This is a genomic window from Paenibacillus sp. RC84 (assembly GCF_041260495.1).
Lineage (GTDB): Bacteria > Bacillota > Bacilli > Paenibacillales > NBRC-103111 > Paenibacillus_F.
The window spans coordinates 436,159-456,284 of record NZ_JBGBYL010000002.1; the positions used below are offsets into that span (position 1 = coordinate 436,159).

At 51.3% G+C, this 20,126-nt stretch carries 14 protein-coding genes; 13 read left to right on the forward strand and 1 reads right to left on the reverse strand.

The features are described from left to right. The first annotated feature begins 5 nt into the window (after window positions 1-5). The 8 genes from ABH899_RS05675 to ABH899_RS05710 all read left to right on the forward strand — a co-directional run bounded on the left by ABH899_RS05675 (window position 6) and on the right by ABH899_RS05710 (window position 8,104). Entirely contained in the window at window positions 6-899 is an 894-nt protein-coding gene (locus tag ABH899_RS05675) for a carbohydrate ABC transporter permease (protein ID WP_369994688.1), read from the forward strand. A gap of 20 nt (window positions 900-919) precedes the next feature. After that, window positions 920-1,789, forward strand: coding sequence for a carbohydrate ABC transporter permease (locus tag ABH899_RS05680; protein WP_256123878.1), 870 nt, complete (start codon window positions 920-922; stop codon window positions 1,787-1,789). A 50-nt stretch (window positions 1,790-1,839) separates the two neighbouring features. Further along, window positions 1,840-3,003 (forward strand): efflux RND transporter periplasmic adaptor subunit, encoded by a 1,164-nt coding sequence (locus ABH899_RS05685; protein WP_369994690.1) that lies wholly within the window; start codon window positions 1,840-1,842, stop codon window positions 3,001-3,003. Window positions 3,004-3,240: 237 nt separating this feature from the next. Next, complete coding sequence (gene gap, locus ABH899_RS05690; RefSeq protein ID WP_369994691.1) at window positions 3,241-4,308, forward strand: type I glyceraldehyde-3-phosphate dehydrogenase; 1,068 nt, start codon at window positions 3,241-3,243, stop codon at window positions 4,306-4,308. Window positions 4,309-4,426: 118 nt separating this feature from the next. Next, window positions 4,427-4,972, forward strand: coding sequence for an RNA polymerase sigma factor (locus tag ABH899_RS05695; RefSeq protein WP_369994693.1), 546 nt, complete (start codon window positions 4,427-4,429; stop codon window positions 4,970-4,972). Further along, window positions 4,953-6,185: a signal peptidase I gene (lepB, locus tag ABH899_RS05700; RefSeq protein WP_369994695.1), complete on the forward strand. Its 1,233-nt coding sequence runs from the start codon at window positions 4,953-4,955 to the stop codon at window positions 6,183-6,185. Before ABH899_RS05695 ends, lepB begins: the two co-directional genes overlap by 20 nt. Before the next feature lie 279 nt (window positions 6,186-6,464). Further along, window positions 6,465-7,412, forward strand: coding sequence for a helix-turn-helix transcriptional regulator (locus ABH899_RS05705; protein WP_369994697.1), 948 nt, complete (start codon window positions 6,465-6,467; stop codon window positions 7,410-7,412). Window positions 7,413-7,477: 65 nt separating this feature from the next. Then, window positions 7,478-8,104: a DinB family protein gene (locus ABH899_RS05710; RefSeq protein WP_369994699.1), complete on the forward strand. Its 627-nt coding sequence runs from the start codon at window positions 7,478-7,480 to the stop codon at window positions 8,102-8,104. Between the two features lie 320 nt (window positions 8,105-8,424). Here ABH899_RS05710 and ABH899_RS05715 read toward each other — a convergent pair whose 3' ends face one another. After that, a complete protein-coding gene (locus ABH899_RS05715; RefSeq protein WP_369994700.1) occupies window positions 8,425-9,603 on the reverse strand; it encodes a DUF4272 domain-containing protein in 1,179 nt (392 codons plus the stop codon). A 111-nt stretch (window positions 9,604-9,714) separates the two neighbouring features. Between ABH899_RS05715 and pdxR the strand changes: the two genes are divergently transcribed. The 5 genes from pdxR to ABH899_RS05740 all read left to right on the forward strand — a co-directional run bounded on the left by pdxR (window position 9,715) and on the right by ABH899_RS05740 (window position 20,123). After that, entirely contained in the window at window positions 9,715-11,163 is a 1,449-nt protein-coding gene (gene pdxR, locus ABH899_RS05720; RefSeq protein ID WP_369994703.1) for a MocR-like pyridoxine biosynthesis transcription factor PdxR, read from the forward strand. Window positions 11,164-11,245: 82 nt separating this feature from the next. Continuing rightward, window positions 11,246-11,959 (forward strand): GNAT family N-acetyltransferase, encoded by a 714-nt coding sequence (locus ABH899_RS05725; RefSeq protein WP_369994706.1) that lies wholly within the window; start codon window positions 11,246-11,248, stop codon window positions 11,957-11,959. Window positions 11,960-12,423: 464 nt separating this feature from the next. Next, complete coding sequence (locus tag ABH899_RS05730; protein ID WP_369994709.1) at window positions 12,424-12,711, forward strand: hypothetical protein; 288 nt, start codon at window positions 12,424-12,426, stop codon at window positions 12,709-12,711. Window positions 12,712-12,942: 231 nt separating this feature from the next. Next, window positions 12,943-15,417 (forward strand): Kelch repeat-containing protein, encoded by a 2,475-nt coding sequence (locus tag ABH899_RS05735; RefSeq protein ID WP_369994711.1) that lies wholly within the window; start codon window positions 12,943-12,945, stop codon window positions 15,415-15,417. A 32-nt stretch (window positions 15,418-15,449) separates the two neighbouring features. After that, window positions 15,450-20,123, forward strand: a complete 4,674-nt coding sequence (locus tag ABH899_RS05740) for an RHS repeat domain-containing protein (protein ID WP_369994713.1) — start codon at window positions 15,450-15,452, stop codon at window positions 20,121-20,123. The last annotated feature ends 3 nt before the right edge of the window (window positions 20,124-20,126 follow it).

The following is a 20,126-nucleotide window of genomic DNA, read 5'->3' on the forward strand; positions in this document are numbered from 1 at the left end:
ATAACATGGCGGACAAGCTTTATCGGAGCAACCCGTTTAAACGAAGGGGCAAGAATTGGATAGTCGTTTTTCTTTTCTTGGGTCCGAGTTTAACAGGGTTTGCGATTTTTTATCTGATTCCGTTTGCCATGGGGTTTTTCTACTCTTTTCAGGATAGTACGCTGGACGGCTCTTTTGTCGGTTTCGAAAATTATAAGGAATTGCTGGCGAGCGGATCTTTCCGCAATGCGGCAGCCAACACCTTTCTTTTTACCTTTGTAAGCGTGCCGCTGATCCTTGTCCTGTCCTTGGTAGTTGCTCTCTTGCTGAACCGGAAACTGTTTATCCGGAATTGGCTGCAGACGGCTTTTGTTTTGCCGCTGGTGGTACCCGCAGCTTCTGTCGTGATGATTTGGCAAATTTTATTCGACTGGAACGGTTCTGTGAACGCGTGGATGCAGAGCTTGCACTTGGAGCGGATCGACTGGATGAAATCGGACTGGTCCGTGGGGGTGCTGGCTGTCGTGTACAGCTGGAAAAATATCGGGTACAACATCATTTTATTTTTGGCGGGTCTCCAGAGTATACCGAAGGACTATTACGAAACGGCGGATATCGAAGGTGCGGGAACATTCCGCAAGACCATTCATATAACGCTCGTGTATTTGACTCCGACGATGTTTTTGGTCGTTCTGATGTCCATTATCAATTCGTTCAAGGTTTTCCGGGAAACGTATCTGATCGCGGGCGATTATCCGTATGACCGGATCTATATGCTTCAGCATTATATGAACAACATGTTTCTGTCCTTGGACATTCAGAAACTGACGGCCGCGGCAAGTTTAATGGTCGGCTGCATTCTCATCCTCGTGACCCTCATGCTTTTCATAGAACGGCGCTTTAGACAGTTCATTGATTAGATGCAAGGACGGTGATAACGTTGACTTTGTTCCGTAAGGTCTCGCTGACGCTCGTAATGGGAGTTATCGCCGCCGTGATGGTGTTTCCCATTGGGGTCACCTTTGTAAACTCGCTTATGACGGAGGGTGAAATCGCCCATAATTATGAGCTCATCGGCAAAATGTCCGATACCGCAGCAGGGGGGGAAGAAGGCTTTGTCAATCTGAAGCTGATTCCGGACTGGCTGTCGTTCCATCAATATATGGAAGTGTTGGTGTACAAGCCGGTGTTCCTCCAGATGTTCTGGAACTCCGCAGGGTTGGTAGCCCCTATCATCGCCGGGCAAGTTCTGGTCGCCTCTATGGCCGGTTACGCTTTTGCCAAGCTCCGGTTTTGGGGGCGGGATAAGCTGTTTGTCGTGTATATCATGACCATGCTGATGCCGTTTCAGGTTACATTGGTTCCCAATTATATGATGGCTCAGAAGCTTGGACTTTTGAACACGGCATCCGCCATTATTTTGCCGGGCATCTTCAGCGCTTTCGGGGTTTTTATGCTCAGACAATTCATGCTGCATATTCCGAATTCCTATATCGAAGCCGCCCAGATGGATGGGGCCGGGCATCTGAGGATTTTTTACAAAATTATTCTTCCGCTCATTCAGCCTGGAATTGCCGGGTTGATTGTCCTGCTGTTTGTGGACAACTGGAACATGGTCGAGCAGCCGCTTATTTTTCTGGAGGATTCGTTCAAACAGCCGTTATCTTTATATTTGTCGCGTATCAACGAAGGAGCCAGGGGCGTCGCTTTTGCCGCATCCGTACTGTATATGACTCCCATGGTGCTGCTGTTCTTATATGCAGAGTCCCATTTTATCGAAGGAATTCAGTTATCGGGAATTAAAGGATAGCCGGCACCTGCGAGTCCAAAGCTCCTTCTGAAATGTAAGAGGTGGTCCTAATGGAATTGCTGCATGCCGGGCAGGCGAGTGACAGACGCAAAAGAAAGATTCGCCTCTTCTCCGGTTTATTTATCGGCCTTCTGGTCGTATTTACGCTGCTCAGCAACACGTTCATGGCTTTGACTATTCCCAAGGTCGCGGTTGTAGTGCCGAGCCGGGGCCAGCTTGTTCATACGTTCAAAGGCAGCGGCGCCATCAAGTGGAGGGCTGAAACCGCCTTAACGAACAGCACGGGGTGGAAAGTGAAGAAGGTGGAAGTGAAGGAAGGGGATCACGTCAAGAAAGGGCAGACGCTGGTGACTTACGACAGCAAAGATGCGGAGCAGGAAATCCTGGACCAGCAAGCCGGTCTTAATAAGCTCAAGCTTACTATGGAAGAACTGCAGAGCCATTTTATTGAGGCGTCCCAGAACGGGGAAGAGAAGAGTATTGAGGACGCCAAGCGTGCCATGGAGATTCATAAAATCGATCTGGAAGTCCAGCAGCGGAAAATACAAAATCTTCAGGAAAAGTTGAAAAAGAACGTCAAATTGACGGCTCCGTTCAACGGAATCGTCACGAAGGTAAACGCCAAGGAGGGGTTTTCTTCCGAAAATGGAGGCTATGATGTCCGCCTATCCGACGAAAGCCTCGGTTTTGAATTTGAGCTGTTCGTCCCGGTCGATATCGCTGCCGCGCTAAAAGCGGGAGACAAGCTGGAAGTCCAAGTGGATGGTCCTGCTGCCGAAAAAGTCGAAGGTCAAATTTCGGAAATCCACGAGCCCGGTATCCCGGATAAAAGCAAGACAGATGAAGGCAGCGCCGGTGAGGGCGGTAATACGGCCATGAGTTTGCCGATGAAGCGTCTTCTGGTGACGCTGCAAGGTGCGGGCTTGAAGGAAGGCGCCGGTGTCCGGGTGGAACTGAACAGAGCGACAGATCCCGATGTACTAGTGGTAGCCAATAAAGCCATTCACGAAGATAACACCGGAAAATACGTCTTTACAATCGAAGAAAGAAACGGTCCGCTTGGCAACGCCTTTTATATCCGCAGAACATCCATCACCGTCACTGACTCGGATGATAAAGCATCGACGGTCACCCAAGGCCTATTCGAACAACAGCAAATCGTAGTCGAGAGCAGCGAGCCTTTGCAGGATGGCGATAAAGTGCGGATGCAATAAGGACGGATGAGGTTGAGATCCGGAGGTGCCGAAGAAACGGAATCGCAATCGTTAGAGGAGAGAGATCTTTAGGGATTCTCTCTTTTTTTGATTTAATTGACCTATGTATAATACTCATATATAAACAATACAAACATACTATTGTCTTTTATGACGTCATAAATTATAATTGTGATGTATTAATTAATCGACATTTGCGAATCATCTTATATTTCACCTTACAGAGGAGGAGTTAGCTTGTCACAGGCTGCAGGAATTAGAGGAATCGGGATCAGCGGAATGGGGAGAATCGGACGTCTTGTCGTTCGGAAAATGTTTTCGGATAAAGGGCAGACTTCTCCGCTCAAGACGATCAATACCATTTATCCGGCGGAGACGCTGGCTCACCTTTTAAAATACGATTCGGTCCACGGAAGATGGAATGCGGATGTGAAAATTGCCGACGGCTGCCTCGTCATTAACGGACAGTCTATCCAGCTGACGTACGAAAGGGAACCGGAGAACATTTTGTGGGGACAGATGGGAATCGATCTTGTCATTGACGCCACCGGTAAATTCAACGACCGTCAGGGTTCTCAGAGACATCTGGCCGCCGGAGCTTCCCGAGTTCTCATTACCGCGCCCGGCAAGCAGATGGATTTTACCGTCGTGATGGGCGTCAACGACCACCTCTATGATCCCATCAAGCATACCCTTGTATCCGCCGCATCCTGCACGACGAACTGCGTCGCTCCCGTGCTTCATATTCTGGATCAGGCGTTCGGCGTCCAGAGCGGATGGATGAGTACGGTGCATTCGTATACGTCGGATCAGAAGCACCTGGACAATCCCCACAACGATTTGCGGAGAGCGCGGGCGTGCACGGAGTCGATCGTTCCTACCACGACGGGAGTAGGTAAAGCGCTTACAGACGTCCTGCCTCACTTGGCGGCTCATGTTCAAGGCGTTTCTCTGCGTGTGCCTACCCAGGACGTTTCGCTGGTGGATTTGACGGTAAAAGTGTCCCGTCCGGCCGGGCTGGACGAGATTCAAGCGGCTTTCAAAAGCGCGGCCGCAGGCTCCATGTCCCCGTATGTCGCCTACTCCGACGAACCGCTCGTGTCCGTCGATTATGTGGGCTGCCCGAACTCCGCTGTCGTAGACGGTCTCTCTCTGATGGCGATGGGCGATCAGATCAAAGTGCTCGCCTGGTATGACAACGAATGGGCTTACGCCTGCCGTGTCGTGGAGCTGGCGGGGCTTATGCAGGAGAAAGCCAATGCCCTGCCGTCCCGTGATGCCGAGGTCAGCAGCATGTTCGCCTAACTTCCCGTGTTCTGTATGGTATACTAAAAAACAGAAAATAAATGACCTAAGTTCCCAAAAGCGGGAACTTTTTCTTTTGCGGGGAGTCTGTTTGTTCAGATATGAAAGGGGGGAGCGCGTGGACGACGAGTATTTGAAGTATGTGTCCGAACTTCATCCGTCCGATTTAAGAACCTTAATGGAACAGCACGGGGAAGATGTATGGAACTATGCGTATTTTTTAATGAAAAAACGGGATCTCGCCGACGACATCGCGCAGGATGTGTTTGTAAAAGCGTTCCGCAGCGTCGGTTCCTTCCGGGGCGAATGCAGCGTGAAGACCTGGCTGCTGAAAATTACCCGGAATACCGCGTATTCGTACCGGAGAAAAGCTTTTTTCCGGCGGGTGATTCTGGCCGATTACGTCCGGGGAGAAAGCCCGTCCGCCGAAAGCGAGTTTCTGGAACGCCACTTGGCCGATGAGGCATGGAAAATCGTGCTGGAGCTTCCCGCCCACTACAGGGAGGTGCTGGTGCTGCAATCGATGCACGGGATGTCGGTAACGGAAATAGCGGCCGCCCTGGAAATTTCGGAAGGGACGGTAAAATCCCGCATCCATAGAGCCCGCCGGAAAGCGGCTCAACTAGCGAAAGGAGGATTCCGGTATGAAGAAAACGGAAATTGAGACGGATCCGTTTGAGCTTTCGGGCAGGCCCTTTAACAAGCCGATGTTCGGAACGGAGTCGATGGATGCCGTGGAACGGAGGGTGTGGAACGGGGGAGGTCCTGAAGCGGGCAGGCCCGCAAATCGACGCAAGCGGCTCTATCTGGCGGGAACGGCTTTGACTGCCTTGCTCGTTTGTTGTGCCGTTCTGTTTATGGGGCCTCTCGGGGATAAAGCGAACGGAACGATCCGGGACTTAACGACACCCATGTATCCCCAGCGTGTAGAAGCGAAAGAAGGCTTGATGCTGGTAGACGATTATTCGATGAGCATGGTCGGCCAAAAAATGGAATACTACAGCGCCGGTTACGGGAGGTTAGTCGTCGATCCCCGGTTTAAGGCGGTACAGCAGTTTCGCCGTGGAGATATGCTGTATTACCGGCTGCCGGCCATTCCCGGATTTACGCCCAATCCCGAAATCAGCGGGTCGGATTCTCAAACAGCCCGTGTGGTCGGGCTGCCGGGGGAGAAGATTAAGATTGAGAAAGGCCGGGTTTACGTGAACGGGAAGAAACTGGATACGTTCTACGGACAGGCGAGGTTTGCTGGGCTGGACGAAGCCGCGTATCTCAAGAATATGGAAGCATCCGGCAGAAAGGATGCCTGTCCTCCGGACTGTGTGAAAGATACCAAAAACTATTTCAACACGAATATGGCGGAGACGACAGTGCCGGACGGGTCTCTCTTCGTCTTGGGAGATTTCTGGGCGAAGAGCCATGACAGCCGGGAGTTCGGCGCCTTGGCACAGGGGAACATTCAGGGAAAAGTGCTGGGATACGACGAAGCAGGAACCCGAAGTCCCAGCCAGATCTTCGCCTCCGGAAATTTGTGGTTTACCGGAATTTCGGGTAAGCTCGGCATCTTGAACGGTCAAATTCTTACCTCCCCCCCTAATAAAATCGTCTGGCATTTCTGGGGGGCTCGGGAAGAGTTCGAAGGCAAAAATTTGCGGATCGAAGGCATTCATACGAGTGACGGTGTTAAAAAACCGGTGCTGCTGCAGGAAGACGGCAGTGTCATATGGGAATACGAGTGGGGGCCGGCTTACGGTCCGTTAAACGGGGCGGATGCGAGCCTCCCCTCGCTTATCAAGCTGGACGAAAGCGGACAGTGGCGCCTCGATATTTATTTGGGCGGCAAATTTTTCGCAAGTATGTTTGTTAACGCCGAGTAGCTATGGAGATCATAGAAAGCACAGCATATATAAATGATGGAACCGAGAAACGGTAAACCATAAGCGGCAGGGATTAAAAGATTCTTCCGCCGATATCGTTCGCGTAAATTTGACTTACCGCGGACAGGCAACAAAAACAGAGAAGGAGCTGACGGCTGCATGGTGCCGGAGCTTCTTCTTTTCTTTGCTCGGAGGGAAGAAAAGCTGGCACACTCCCGCCGCGGGGGTTACGATAGGAGTAACTATCCGACACGTTGGCGACAAGGGGGGCTTCACGCCATGAACAAAACCGACCGCATGCTGGCTATCATTTTGCGGCTCCAGCGCAAGGGCACGCAGCGCGCGGAAGATCTCGCCGCAGCCTTCGAGACGAGCGTGCGCACGATCTACCGCGACATGCAGGCGCTCTGCGAAGCGGGTGTCCCGGTCGTCGGGGCGCCGGGACAAGGGTACTCGCTCGTCGAAGGCTACTTCCTGCCGCCGGTCAGCTTCACGGCGGAAGAAGCCGTCACCCTGCTGCTCGGCATCGAATTTGTCGAGCAGCAGTTCGACGAGGCTTCCCGCACTCAGGCGGGTGCCGCGCGGGCCAAGCTCGAGGCCGTACTCCCGGAGCGGGTGCGCCGGGAGTCCCAGAGGCACCGCGAGGGCATGAAGCTCCTCGCGGGCCTGGGAAGCGCCGCCGGGAACGGAACGGCGGCGCTGGCTCTGCTGCGCGGCGCGGTGCTGCAGGAGCGCACGGTGCGCTTCGCCTACGCGGCGAAGGATGCGGCCGTGCCGGGAGGCGAGCGGCTGACGGTGCGCGAAGCCGATCCTTACGGGCTGGTCTACGTGAACAGCTCGTGGATGCTGATCGCCTTCTGCCGGCTGCGGCAGGAAATCCGGCATTTCCGGCTGTCCCGGATCAGCGAGCTTGCGCTCCTGGAGACCACCTTCGAGAAGCCGAAAGAGTTCGACCTTCAGTCGTACAAGCCGGCGGATGACCGGCAGGGGCAGGTCCGCCTGCTTTTTCGCCGCGAGCTTGCAAACCGGGTTCGGGAAATGAACTACTATTATATAGAAGAAACGCAAAATGTGGAGCAGGGCCTGCTCGTTACATTAAAGGTCCGGTCGCCGGAGGAGATCCTCCATTGGGTGTTGAGCTGGGGGGCTGGCGTTGAAGTGCTGGAGCCCGAATCGCTGCGCGTCCGGCTGCGGGAAGAAATTCGGCGCATGGCAAAACGCTACTGACATACTGTTGTCAGCAGCGCTTTTGTATACTGGGTACAACTTCACCTTAAAGGAGAGAACGACCCATGCAAACGAACCAAAACCAGAACCAGAACCAGAACGAGAACTTGAACTTGAACTTGAACCAGAACCAGAACCAGAACTTGAACACGCTCGACGCTCTGAACCGCTTCGAGCAATTGGCCGAGACCTATATTCAGGAACTGGAAAATTACAGCTTGGAAGAGCTGACCCGCAAGCCCGATGAAGAACAATGGTCGCTGGGGCAAATGTATGTGCATTTGATCAAGTCGGCTTTATACCGGCATCTGCCTATTATGGAGGCCTGCCGCACTTCGTCCGGTTCGGACGAGGCGGCCGGAAAAACGGAGAGCGGCGTAGAAGCTTACGCCCGTGGCAGCTACCCGCCGATCCGGATTCAGGTTCCGCCGTCCAAGGAATACACGCCGCTTCAGCCGGAAAGCAAAGAGCAGCTCTCCGATGGTCTTCGTGACGTTATTCGCGCCATGCGAGCCATCCAGCCGGTACTGGCCGATATTCCACCCGCCCATACGGTGGAGCATCCCGGTTTCGGGGGATTGAACGCGGTGGAATGGTTCTCGCTGGTGGAGATGCACTACCGCCATCATCTGCGCCAGAAGGAGCGTTTGGACGCTTTTCTGCGGGAGACAAAGGAAGCTGCCGAGGCCTGATATCTGCGAGCTGTAGTGGAGGCGCCGTCATGCGAAACCGCATCCCCCGACAGGATCTCATCTTGTGGTGCGGAACCCGGGGTTCACATAAGCGGCGGCCGCCTGCCCATAAATAGGACGGACAATGTCCGAAGGCCGGATAAAATCAAAAGCTGCCTGTCGGCAGCGCAAGCAGCCCAAAAAGGAGCAGGCTCATAAAAGAGCTGCTCCTTTTTGGTATGGGGCGGCGTGGTTTATCGACTATGCTTGAGCCTCATCCCATGCCCTCTATGTACCTGGTCCTATGGATCCGAATCATGTACCCGGTGATGTACCCGGTCCTACGTATCGGTGCTTACGTCATCCCACTCCGCATCCATATAGCGGACCAGCCAGTTAAGAGCCCGGTGCCTCTCCATAACGACGCCGCCGTCCAGTCCGGCCGGGGCGGGATTGCCTTTGATCCGGGCATCTACGCAGGCCCAGTCATAGCGGTAAATCCGGTCCGCTTCCTCGAGAATGTCTGCTTTCGATCGGATTTTTGCCTGCTCATGGAACGTGTCAAAATTCCCGGCCAGCCTCAAAGCGTCCACGGCGGCCTGAACGTCGCATACGGAGTCGGGATAGCCCAGTTCTTCCACGTACCCGAGGGACCAGAGCAGAACCCAGTAGCATTCGTACATCCAGGCGAATTGGACGGCATCCGTCGGATCGGGCGAATCGCTTTCGAGGAAAGCCCGTTCTTTCTCCGTAAAGAAAGGGGAAGCGCCGTATAGCTCGATAACGCCTTCGATAAATTCTCTCGCTTCTTTGATGTCCGCGCCTTCGGCAAGATCCGCGCCGTACATGGCAATCATGCACAGAGCGGCTGCGCGCGCGGCGATTTCCTCCTTCGTCCGGATAGCGGCAAATTCATCGCCGTCGATGACCGGTAAATGCTCGATGACGGGCACGCCCTGTTCCGCCAGCAAAGCCATATTCCGTTCTTTCCGCGCTTCCGCGGATGGAGACGACTGGATATGGGCATCGATCAGATCCGTGCTGACCGTGACGGTGAAATCTTCTACTTCGGACTCACCCTGTGCGCTCAAAACCACCCGGCCCTCCGGATTCAGCAGCTGGCCGGTCGGCAGGAATAAAACGGCATGCACGCGGGACGCCGCCTCCAATATCCGGTTCATCGTCTCCGGATCGATTTCCTTGGAAGATACGATGCCGACAGCCGCGTTAAGAGCGGAGATCTGTTTGAGTACTTTGGCTTGAATGTGTTCGTGCGGCGTTTCGATCTGGCTGAAAAAGCCGTACATGCCCCGGATCATCGGCTCGAATTCGCCCGGATTGCTTTCCAGCGTCATCAGGGAAAACGTAACGGTCGTTTTGCTGAAAAACTTTTTGTCCACCACTGTAATCTGGTTTCCGTCCGGCGAAATCTGAACCTGCTTGTCCCCGAAGGCGGTGCGGATGGCCTCCGTTATTTTTTCGTACCCTTTTATCGAGATATAAAGCGTACATTGATTCATGCTGCACTTCCTCTCCACATGTCGTTAACCACCATCATCATACCGAAAAATCGGCAAAGTTGTAAAATGTGGTATTCTAGCATTAAACCTAGAAAGATAGGAAGGATTCAAGTGATTGGTTACCCTAAGCTGGACGAGCGGGACCCGCAGCCGCTGTATATGCAGCTCTACGTTCATATTAAGACCGGCATTATCCGGGGCGAGATCGCCGAACATACCCGCCTGCCGTCTATCCGCAAACTGGCCGGTTTTCTCGGGCTGAGCACGACACCGGTCGAATCGGCTTACCATCAGCTTCTTTCGGAAGGCTATATCGCGAGCAGGCCCAAGAGCGGCTATTATGTGGAAAAGCTCCCCGAGCCCTATGGAAAACTCGGCTCATTACCCGTGGCGGCGCCCCTGCCGGTCCAGGAGGAGGAGCCTCATGCGGCCAGGAAGCGCAAGTTCCGCTACGATTTTCATTTGTCGCGGAACGATTTTACCGCTTTTCCATACGGGATCTGGAAAAAGCTTGCGAACGAAATGCTCGCCCCGGATAACGAGAACCTGCTGTTCTTCGGGGACCCGAGAGGCGAGCGCGGGCTGAGGGAACAAATCGCCGGCTACCTCCGGCAGATGCGGGGCGTGGAATGTTCCCCGGGGCAGGTTGTCGTCGGAGCCGACCAGTTTAATCTGGGCGCCATCCTGAGCCAGATTCTGAAGCGGTACGGCGCGCGGCTCGCCATAGAGAACCCCGGGTACCCGCTGATCCCGTCGATCTTCGGCAGGGCGGGCTACGAGATTGTGCCGGTGCCGCTGGAGGCGGACGGCATCGACGTCGGGCGGCTTCACGCCACCGGGGCCCGTCTCGTCACCGTCACGCCTTCGCACCAGTTTCCCCGAGGGATGGTGATGCCGGTCTCCAAGCGGCTGAAGCTGCTCCAGTGGGCGCGCGATACGGACGGCTTCATCCTCGAAGACGATTACGACGGGGAATTCCGCTACCACGGGCGTCCCGTTCCTGCCATGCAGGCGCTCGTTCCCGGCGCCCCCGTCATTTATTTGGGCGGCTTCGGCCAAATTATGGCCCCGGCCCTCTGCGTCAGCTACATGGTGCTGCCGGACAAGCTCGTGCCGCTTTTCGACGCGCTGCGCAGAGAGATGATGTTCGAGCAGTCCGCCTCCAGGCTGCATCAGCATACGCTGGCTCTTTTTATGGAGCGGGGCTACCTGGAGAAGCATGTGCGCAGGATGCGCAAGCTTTACCGGAAAAAGCACGACAGGCTGACGGCAGCCGTCGGGCGTATTTTCGGCAGCCGGGCCGCGGTGATCGGCCGGGACGCGGGGTTCCACATCGTGCTCCGCGTGCGCAGCGATCGGCCGGAGGCAGAACTGCTCCGGCTGGCGGAAGCGTCCGGCGTTCATGTGTCATCGGCGGCGTTTTACTGGCCGGGGACGGTTCCGCCCGAAGGCGAGAAAGATTTTATGGTCGGATTCAGCGGGATTGCGGAAGAGGACATCGAGCCGGGTATACGGAAACTGAAAGAAGCGTGGTTCGGCGATGCGCATCTGTCGTCTTGAATTTTACAAATCTGCTCATTTTGAAATAGATAGTTTGCTGGTATAAATAAGGTACACATGATCTATGGAGGTTTTGAGAGTTATGAATAAATCTATGAATGAACCTGTAAAAGAATCCGTGAGCGATCCTGTGAATCGAACTGTGATTGGTCCTGAGAACGGACCAGTGAACGAACCAGTGAACGAACTTGGGAGTACCGAGCCGGACCGACAAAAAAGAGACTGCTCGAGCAAAGCCGGAGCCCGGGTGCCGGTACGTTTTCTGGAAGGGGAAAAGGTCTATTTGCGTCCCGTTGATACCGGGGACACGGAGACGTATTTTCGGCAGCTGTTTCAGCCGCAAACCCGCAAATTGACCGGCACGCAGAAACATTTTACAAGAAACCAGATCGAGCGATATATTGAAGGAAAGGCGCAGGACACGTCAAGCATTCTGCTGCTGATCGCCCTGACCGAAACCGACGAGGTGATCGGGGATATCGCCCTGCAGGATATCGACGGCTACAACCGCAGCGCGGGCATCCGCATCTCCATCGACAGCAGCAGAAATCAGGGCAAAGGCTGCGGCACGGAAGCGCTCAACCTTATGCTGGATTACGGATTCGGGATCGTGAACCTGCACCGGATCGAGCTGAACGTATTTGCCTATAACGAGCGAGCCCTCCACGTGTACGAGAAAATCGGCTTCAAAAAAGAAGGCGTGCAGAAAGAAGCCCTCTATTACAATCACAAGTACCACGACTCGATTCTAATGGCGATCCTCGAACACGAGTACCGGGAGCTTCACGGGCTGTAGAGCTTGGATTGGACTACTCCTAAAGAGTCTTCACCCTGTTTATGCCAAAAAAGATCCTTCTTCCACTAACCCCGGGTTAGGTGGAGAAGGATCTTTTTAACGGCTTAATTCGCCGGCTTTGTACGAAAGGAAACGGTTTTGTGACAGGGGATGCTATACTAGATGGAAGAACCTTGAAGCCGAGGAAAGCAGAGGTTTTAGAAAAGGGGAGTAGCATATGGCCGTATTTAGATGCGATTGCGGTAAAGGTTTATCCAATTCGAGATGTCCTAACGACATCGAATTGATTCTTTTTACGGATTACGAGTGGGATTCCATCCAAGAAAAAGTGCACGAAGGAGCGGACATCTATGATTTTGAACCTAAATACGACGTATGGAGGTGTCCCGAATGTGCACGCATTTATGTATTTAAGGGTGTGAGTTTGTTGTACCAATACAAATTGGAAAAGTAGGGTTAGATCCATGCAACTGAACGGGATCGACTTCTCAGCGGAAGAAATCGAGGAAATTGAGCTATTAAAAGAATTATGTGAGGGCATGACCGTCGACGGAGTTGAAATTGTCTGTTTTAAGGTGCTTTCGGATTTATTGAACAATCGTGTCAGGTTCGAAGACATTCCGAAGGAAGGACTACAGACTACGCAGCTTCAGATGAACGAATATGTTCATTTCTGGTCGGATGTCGATTGGTTTGACAGTCGGCTGGCTGAGAGTGTGGCTATAAAATTTAGTAAAATGTTAGGGAATTGAGGTCAGCCGGGAAATCCGGTTGGCTTTTTTTTATACTTCATCAAAAAATACTTCGTTTTTACAAAATGCGACAAAAGTTCCTAATGCTAAATGAAGCATTGTCCACTAACATTGTAGGTTGTTGGTTGTTTATTTTATTTGAGGCGGTGGGGGAGAAAAGATTCAAGGTCCATAGGGATGTACATCTCACATGATAACCAAAATATTTTTAATTTAAGGATGGTGGAAATTTTGAGTTGGTTTCGTAAACAAAAAAACAGAACTTTGAGGGTGTTGACTAGCTTTGTTCTGCTGCTGAACGCTTTAACCCTTGGAACAACTGCAGCATATTCACAAAGTATGAGCACAGTTGGGTTTGAGGGGGCCGCCAGTCTGTCCGATCATTTACTCACGAATCCGGTGAATCTTACTGACAAGGCGGTGCTGCCTGGAACAGATGTTCAAAGCAGTGTGTACGGGAACGTGTATTTGAATGGTTTTGCTAAAACGTTTGGAGCATCTTTTACGGTTACGCCGGCTGCGCCTATTCCGGTATTTCAGATTAGCCGGTATGGACAAAGTACCTTGAACGATGGGCGGATTATGGTAACTGTAGGAGAATATAATGGTAATTACAACCTTATTTATAATCCGCAGTTAAATTTGTGGGAATCAGCTGCTCCTATGCCTGTTAAAAGAAAAAATCATCAACAAAGTACTCTGAAAGACGGAAGGGTTCTTGTTACGGGCGGGTTTTTACCACAAGAAGATTATTTTGCTAGCCATACAGCCTATTTGTACGATCCTCAAACCAATACTTGGTCGGAAGCCGCGAACATGCCCCAAGGAAGAGCTGGCCATTCACAAAGTGTTCTAAATGATGGACGTGTGCTTGTAGCTGGTGGAGAAGCGATGCGAGATACACTCGATACAGCGTATATTTATGACCCAGTATCCAACACGTGGTCGAGGGTAGCAAATCTCCCGTTTGATCTTGCAGGTGCTGGACAAAGTACACTGCTAGATGGACGAGTTATGGTAGTAGGCGGAAGTTCACTTGACGATAAGGAATGGAGACCTTCTTCTAAAAAAAGCTTACTGTATAACCCTATAACCAATTCATGGTCATATGCGGAGAATATACCTATTCTTGGTGATAATGCAGGACGCCCGCAAAGTACTTTATTAGATGGTAGAGTATTAAATAACTCTAAAGGAAGTTATATTTACACCCCATCGACAAACAAGTGGACAAAAGCAGAAATTTTACCGACTGGATTTTACCCAATGGAACAGAGCTTGCTCCCTGATGGTAGGGTATGCGTTTCGGGACCTGACGGCAGGGGAGGAAACGCCGTTTACTTCATTTCCTTCAATACACCGCCCAAGCTCAGTGTAGATAACACCGATCAAACGGTTTGGAAAGAAGACGGACGAGGTGTCGTTACACTCTCCGGTAAAGTAAGCGATGTGAACAACGATCCGGTTACCATAAGCGCGACTATAGCAGGAATCACCAAGACAACGATTGTGTCCAATACATCATCTTCCCCGTCCTGGACGTTACAGTGGGATCTGAACAGCGACAAATTACCGGGCGGGACATACACGAATATTGCCGTTACGGCAAGTGATGGTGCAGAAGCGGTCACCTCTACCTATACAGGCTTGATTACGGTCAATCATGCACCGAATGCACCGACGAATATACAGCCGGGCAGTTTCTCACCCAGCAATCCTCAGATGATCGCTACGGGCGCGTCCGTATTGAGCTGGACATTTAACGATCCGGATGCGGGAGATATCCAAACTGCTTTTCAGGTTGTCATTTTAAGCGCGGATGGTAAGTCACAGATTTATGACTCGCAGTGGGTCATTTCAAGCGCAAACACGTTTACCGTTCCCGCTAATCTTATTAACAGAGGATCGGTTGCCGGTTGGTACGTGAGGGTGAAAGACAGCAAAGGAGCTGTTTCAAACTTCTCTCCATTAGCGTATGTTCGGATAAATAAAATGCCATCAGCAGAGTTGACTTCCTATACCGACGGGCAGACGCTGACAGATAACATGTTGACTTTTACATGGAAGTATAAGGATGCCGATCAGCAAGCGCAATCCGAGTATCAGGTTGTCGGAACGAACGACGGATGGAAAAATTGGGCCTACAACTCGGGAGAAATAAAATCCGGCTCAACTTCCCATGTGGCCGGACCGATTACGAGCGGGTCTTGGAATTTTGCGGTGCGAGTCAAGGACGGTCTGGAATGGTCGGAATGGTCTTTCCGGAACAATCTGATGCTGCCCAACGCGTATGAACCCAACGATACGTTCGAGCAGGCATTTTCCGTCAAAATGAACGAATCTTACGCATCCGCAATTACCACGGCCGCTGACGTAGACTTCTACAAATATACGGCAAAGGCTAATGGAGTGGACCGGTTAACCCTGAATGTACCGAAAGGACAGAACTACAATGTACACATCTACGACAGCAGTAAACGACTCCTTGCGGCAGGCATCCAAGAAACCGATATTCCGGAAAATGTTCTCTATGAAGTGACAGAGGGACAAACGTATTATTTTAAAATTTTCGGAGTCAACGGCGGTTTTAGCGAGTCTAGTTATTCGTTCTTACTCAGCAGCTTGACTTTCAGAAACGATACACGTTACGAGTATGATAACAACGGCAACCTGATCAAGAAATCCTCAACGGCTCAGAGCCAATAGGAAAAAGCCGATGAAGGCAGGAGGATATTCAATTGAAGAAAAGAAATAAAGGGATTTTCCCGCTTGTGATGGTATTGATCATCCTTTTAACGTGTGCCCAAGAATTGTTCATTCCTCATGCTTATGCCAAAACCGACGAAGCTAAGGCTAAAAAGGACAAGATTCAGAAATACCTGGATAAAGGCTTTAATTCCCAGGAGGTTGAGCAGGCTTTAAGCAAAAACATCAAGGAAGCGGATTTGGAAGAAGCGTTAACCAAAAGTAAGCCCGTAAATAAATCCAAAGAGGCTTCAAGCACCATCATTAATGAAGTCAAAGAGAAACCGGCTCCTTCTTTTCGAATGAAGGCGGCGGCAGCCGGTCCTGAACCGGTGCCCGACATTGTTGTCGTGAATACCAAACCGGATGAAGCCCCGTACAGTGTCAACCTGGAGCACGAAACGATCTCGACACTTTCCGGCAGTCTCTCCGTTCGGGAAACGGATATGGTATTGCGCGGGCGGAACGGGCTTAACTTTTCCCTGACACGCAGTTACGACAGCAGCTCGGCTCAATTTAACCAGATGGCTTCTTATCGGAGTACCGGTGAGAATGGGACCATTCCCTATGAAGAGAAAATGTTTCCGATCGGCAAGGGTTGGTCATGGGACATTTCTTCGGTGGAAAGGCACGGAGATACGAAGTATTTGCACCTTGCAGGTTCGGGAGTTTATAAGATTACGAGCAGCGGTCTTGAAGGATATCCTTGGAAAGATCTGACCATTACCGAGGAAAGCGGCAATCTTGAAAACAGATACGTCCTGAAATCAATTAACGGAACCAAACAGTATTTCAACTATGATGGAAAATTAGTTAAAATTGAGGACGACTATAAGAATGCGATCTATTTCAGGTACAGCGATGATCCGGTTTACAAAAACGTATTAACTTCGATTTCTAGTGACGTAGGCAATGCCATTACGATCAGCTACAGTCCGACAGCCGTCGTCCTGACAAACGGCAGCCAGACCGTAACCTACAACAAGTCGCTTCAAAGTTACATCGAAGTGCTAACCTCTGTAGTCGATCCTATTGGAAGAACGACTGTATATGACTATGCTTTGAAGTCGGCGAAATCCTATTTAGATTCACGATCCGTAATAGAAGCGGAAAATCCGTATTCCCTGCTTACCGGAGTTATGCACCCGACAGGCGCAAAGAGTGTATACAAGTACGAAGACGATCCGGTTGTCCGGAAGTTTGAGTACGGATATAACGGATTTTACCGTATCAAATCCAGAGAAGATCAGATTACGCTCCAGGACGGTACGTTACAGACCTATAACCGCAAAGATATTACGTATGACGGGGATATGGGCAGCTCGTACGATAAGGATATGGAGTTTGCAGTCACCGTAGACAACAAGCTGAACCAGACCACATTTAGAACGAAAAAGGATTTTATAGAAAGGGAGAAGCCTTCCTATTACTACAATACCAACATAACGGAAATAACATCGGTAGACGGCAAGACTCACCGTACTTCCACGGACCATGTCTATGATGAGAAAAGACATTTGCCGTCGCCCGATAAAACGACGATTACGAAATCCGTTGACGGCGCGGCTCCGGTCATTTTCACTCATTCTAAGGTGTATGACGATTACGGAAATATAACTTCATCGACAGATCCGGCGGGTGTTACGACAACCTTCGGATACAATGACAACCATCTGCTGACCAGTATTCTGGAGCCCAGGAGCTCTAGCCAGAGCAAGTATACGCGGTACACATGGGACAAGCATACCGTCATCTTGAAACAAGTGTTTGAAGGCAGCGCAGCGGGCGCTAAACTTTCCGAAACCGCGTATGAGAATACGGATGCGTACGGTAACGTCACTCAGATACGCAATAAGAACAGTGCCGGCGAAACCGTTATGAAGCTGGAATATTCATCCGACTATCAGGGAGCTTTTCCGACCAAAACGACCATGGCGGTAACGGATGCGGACGGGAACAAGTCCTCCATTGTCAATCAATACGAATATGATGCCATTAGAGGGCTTCTGACCAGGCAGACTGACGGCAACCAGGGCGTAACCACCTACCAGTACGATGCGCTCGGCCGTGTGATCAAAGCCGTTCAGCCTGACAACAGCTCGGTTAGTATCCAGTATCTTGACCTGCAAAACCAAATCCGGCAAAAAGATGAAACCGGCGTGGAAACCGTCACTACCTGGAACCCCCTTGGCTGGAAAACGGAAGAAGGCATCATGCAGGGCACGTACAAAGCCAAAGCTAAATACGGCTACGATACGTACGGCCGCCAAACTTGGAGCGAAGACGCCGTAGGGAACCGTACGCAGATCGGCTATGACGCCTGGAACCGGCAGAACCAGATCACCTATGCGGATCAGGCCGTCTCCAGAATCGCGACGGACGACTACAATCTGACCCAGACGACAACCGACCCGGAAGGCAACATATTCAGACAGACGGCCGACAAGCTTGGCAGAATCGTCAAGAAAGAGCAGATCGCTCCAACCGCCAAAGTGCTCGGAACGTATCAATACAACTTTGCGGGGAACGTCATTGCCAGCACGGATGCGAACGGCGGCACCACCGAATTCCGCTACGACCCTCTGGGGCAGCTGACCGGTGTAATCAATGCCAAGAAAGAGGAAACGAAATACACCTACGACCAGTTGGGACAAATGATCCGCATCACGTATCCCGACAACAACACGACGCAGAAAAAATACGATGAGCTGGGCCGTCTCATTCAGACCACCGATGCTACCGGTAAAGTGGAAAAGCTGTACTATGACGGCAACAACAACCAGATCCGGGCGACCGACCGGAACGGCACAGAGCTCAGCTACGTGTACGATGCGCGCAATTTTCTGATCGAGAAGAAAGCGCCGGACGAAACGATCCGCTACGCCTACGACCTTGCCGGTCGGCGCACCCGGATGACAGATAACACGGGCACGACGCAGTACACGTACCAGCCGTCCACGGGACAGCTTTCCAAGGTTGTCTACCCGGACGGCAAAACGCTCACGTACGATTACAACGCGCTGGGCCTGCGGAGTTCCTTGAACGATCCGTTCGGCCAAAACACCTATTACCAGTACGACTCGCGCAACCGTCTGTCGAGCGTGTCCTCTTCCCTCGCGGACGAGGAAGCGGCCTACAGCTATTACCGCAACGATCTCATCAAGCAGACCAAGCAGCGCAACGGAATTACGACCGGATACACCTACAACGGGCTGCAACTGCAAACGTTGACGCATAAGCAGGCGGACGGAACCGCGCTCAACACCTATGCCTACGAGTACGACGCCAACGAGAACGAAACCGCCAAAACCGAGAACGGCCAAACCTATCAATTCGGCTACGACCCGCTCAACCGGATCACTTCATCCAGCCAATACCGGGAAAGCTACGCGTATGATGCCCGCGGCAACCGGACTTCGTTCCAAACCAACCATGAAGTGAACAGCCCGGACGCCGACTACGTCTATGATAAAAAAGACCGGCTCTCCGCCGTGAAATTGAAGGACGGAAGCACCGTTTCGTACAAATATAACGGAGACGGTCTGCTGTACGAGCGCACAGACAAAGAAGGAACCGCGCGCTACTATTACGATGGAGACCAAGTCATCGCCGAAGGCGACGGCAGCGGCAGCCTCAAAGCCCGCTATGTGCGGGGAAGAGAGCTTGTAGCCCGGGAGAGCGGCGGGAGCAAAGCCTACTACCTCCACAACGGACACGGAGACGTCGTCGAGCTTCGCAGCGAAACCGGAACCCGGTTGAACCAGTACACCTATGACATCTGGGGCAACCCGACCGTAAGTGAGGAAAACATCTCCAACCCGTTCCGCTATTCCGGGGAATACTGGGATTCCGCAACCAAGCTTCAGTACCTCCGCGCCCGCTGGTACGATCCGAGCATGGGACGGTTTATTAATGAGGATACGTATGAGGGGCAGTTGGATAATCCGCTGAGTCTGAATTTGCATACGTATGTGATGAATAATCCGCTCACGCATGTTGATCCGAGTGGGCATGCACCTAGGCAATCTGCCAAGGCTATAGAAAGCTTAATAAATCAAGCTGTAGGTTCCAATCATGGAGATGCGGTTTACCACACAAGTAAAAGCACTTTGGGAGCAATTGCTCAAGTGTATATGCCAAGTAAAAATAATAATGATTTTATCTATCTATATCATTTGGCAACAGGCAATCATTATAATCCTAAAGAAAATACTTCGGAAAATAGGGAGTGGGCAAAAAAAGAACTAATTAAAAATTTAAGTTCCCCAGCATTAACCCAACAAGCGACCAATTTGTCTTCTAAGAAAGATTTTGACGCTCAAGCCAAGAATAATAAATTTAAGGCCACTGTTGCTGCTACTACTACCATTGGGACTAGAATGTTGCCTAGTCCATACAGTGATATAGGAACAGCCGCAGGTCTTGCAGATGCAGCATCCGGTTACTATAATGATACACAAGTATCAGCCGAAATAGCATCAAGTGCGATGTATGGACAGTTAATTAATACTTCATCAGTTAGTGTGCAAGGTGAAACATTGAGTGCAGTAATCCGTGATAATATTTTTAGGATAAATAATGTGAAAAATATTGTTGTTGATGCTTTTACACCAATTAAATCAGTCGGTCCTTCAATGACTGTTACAGAATCTGTATTTGGGAATTAATCG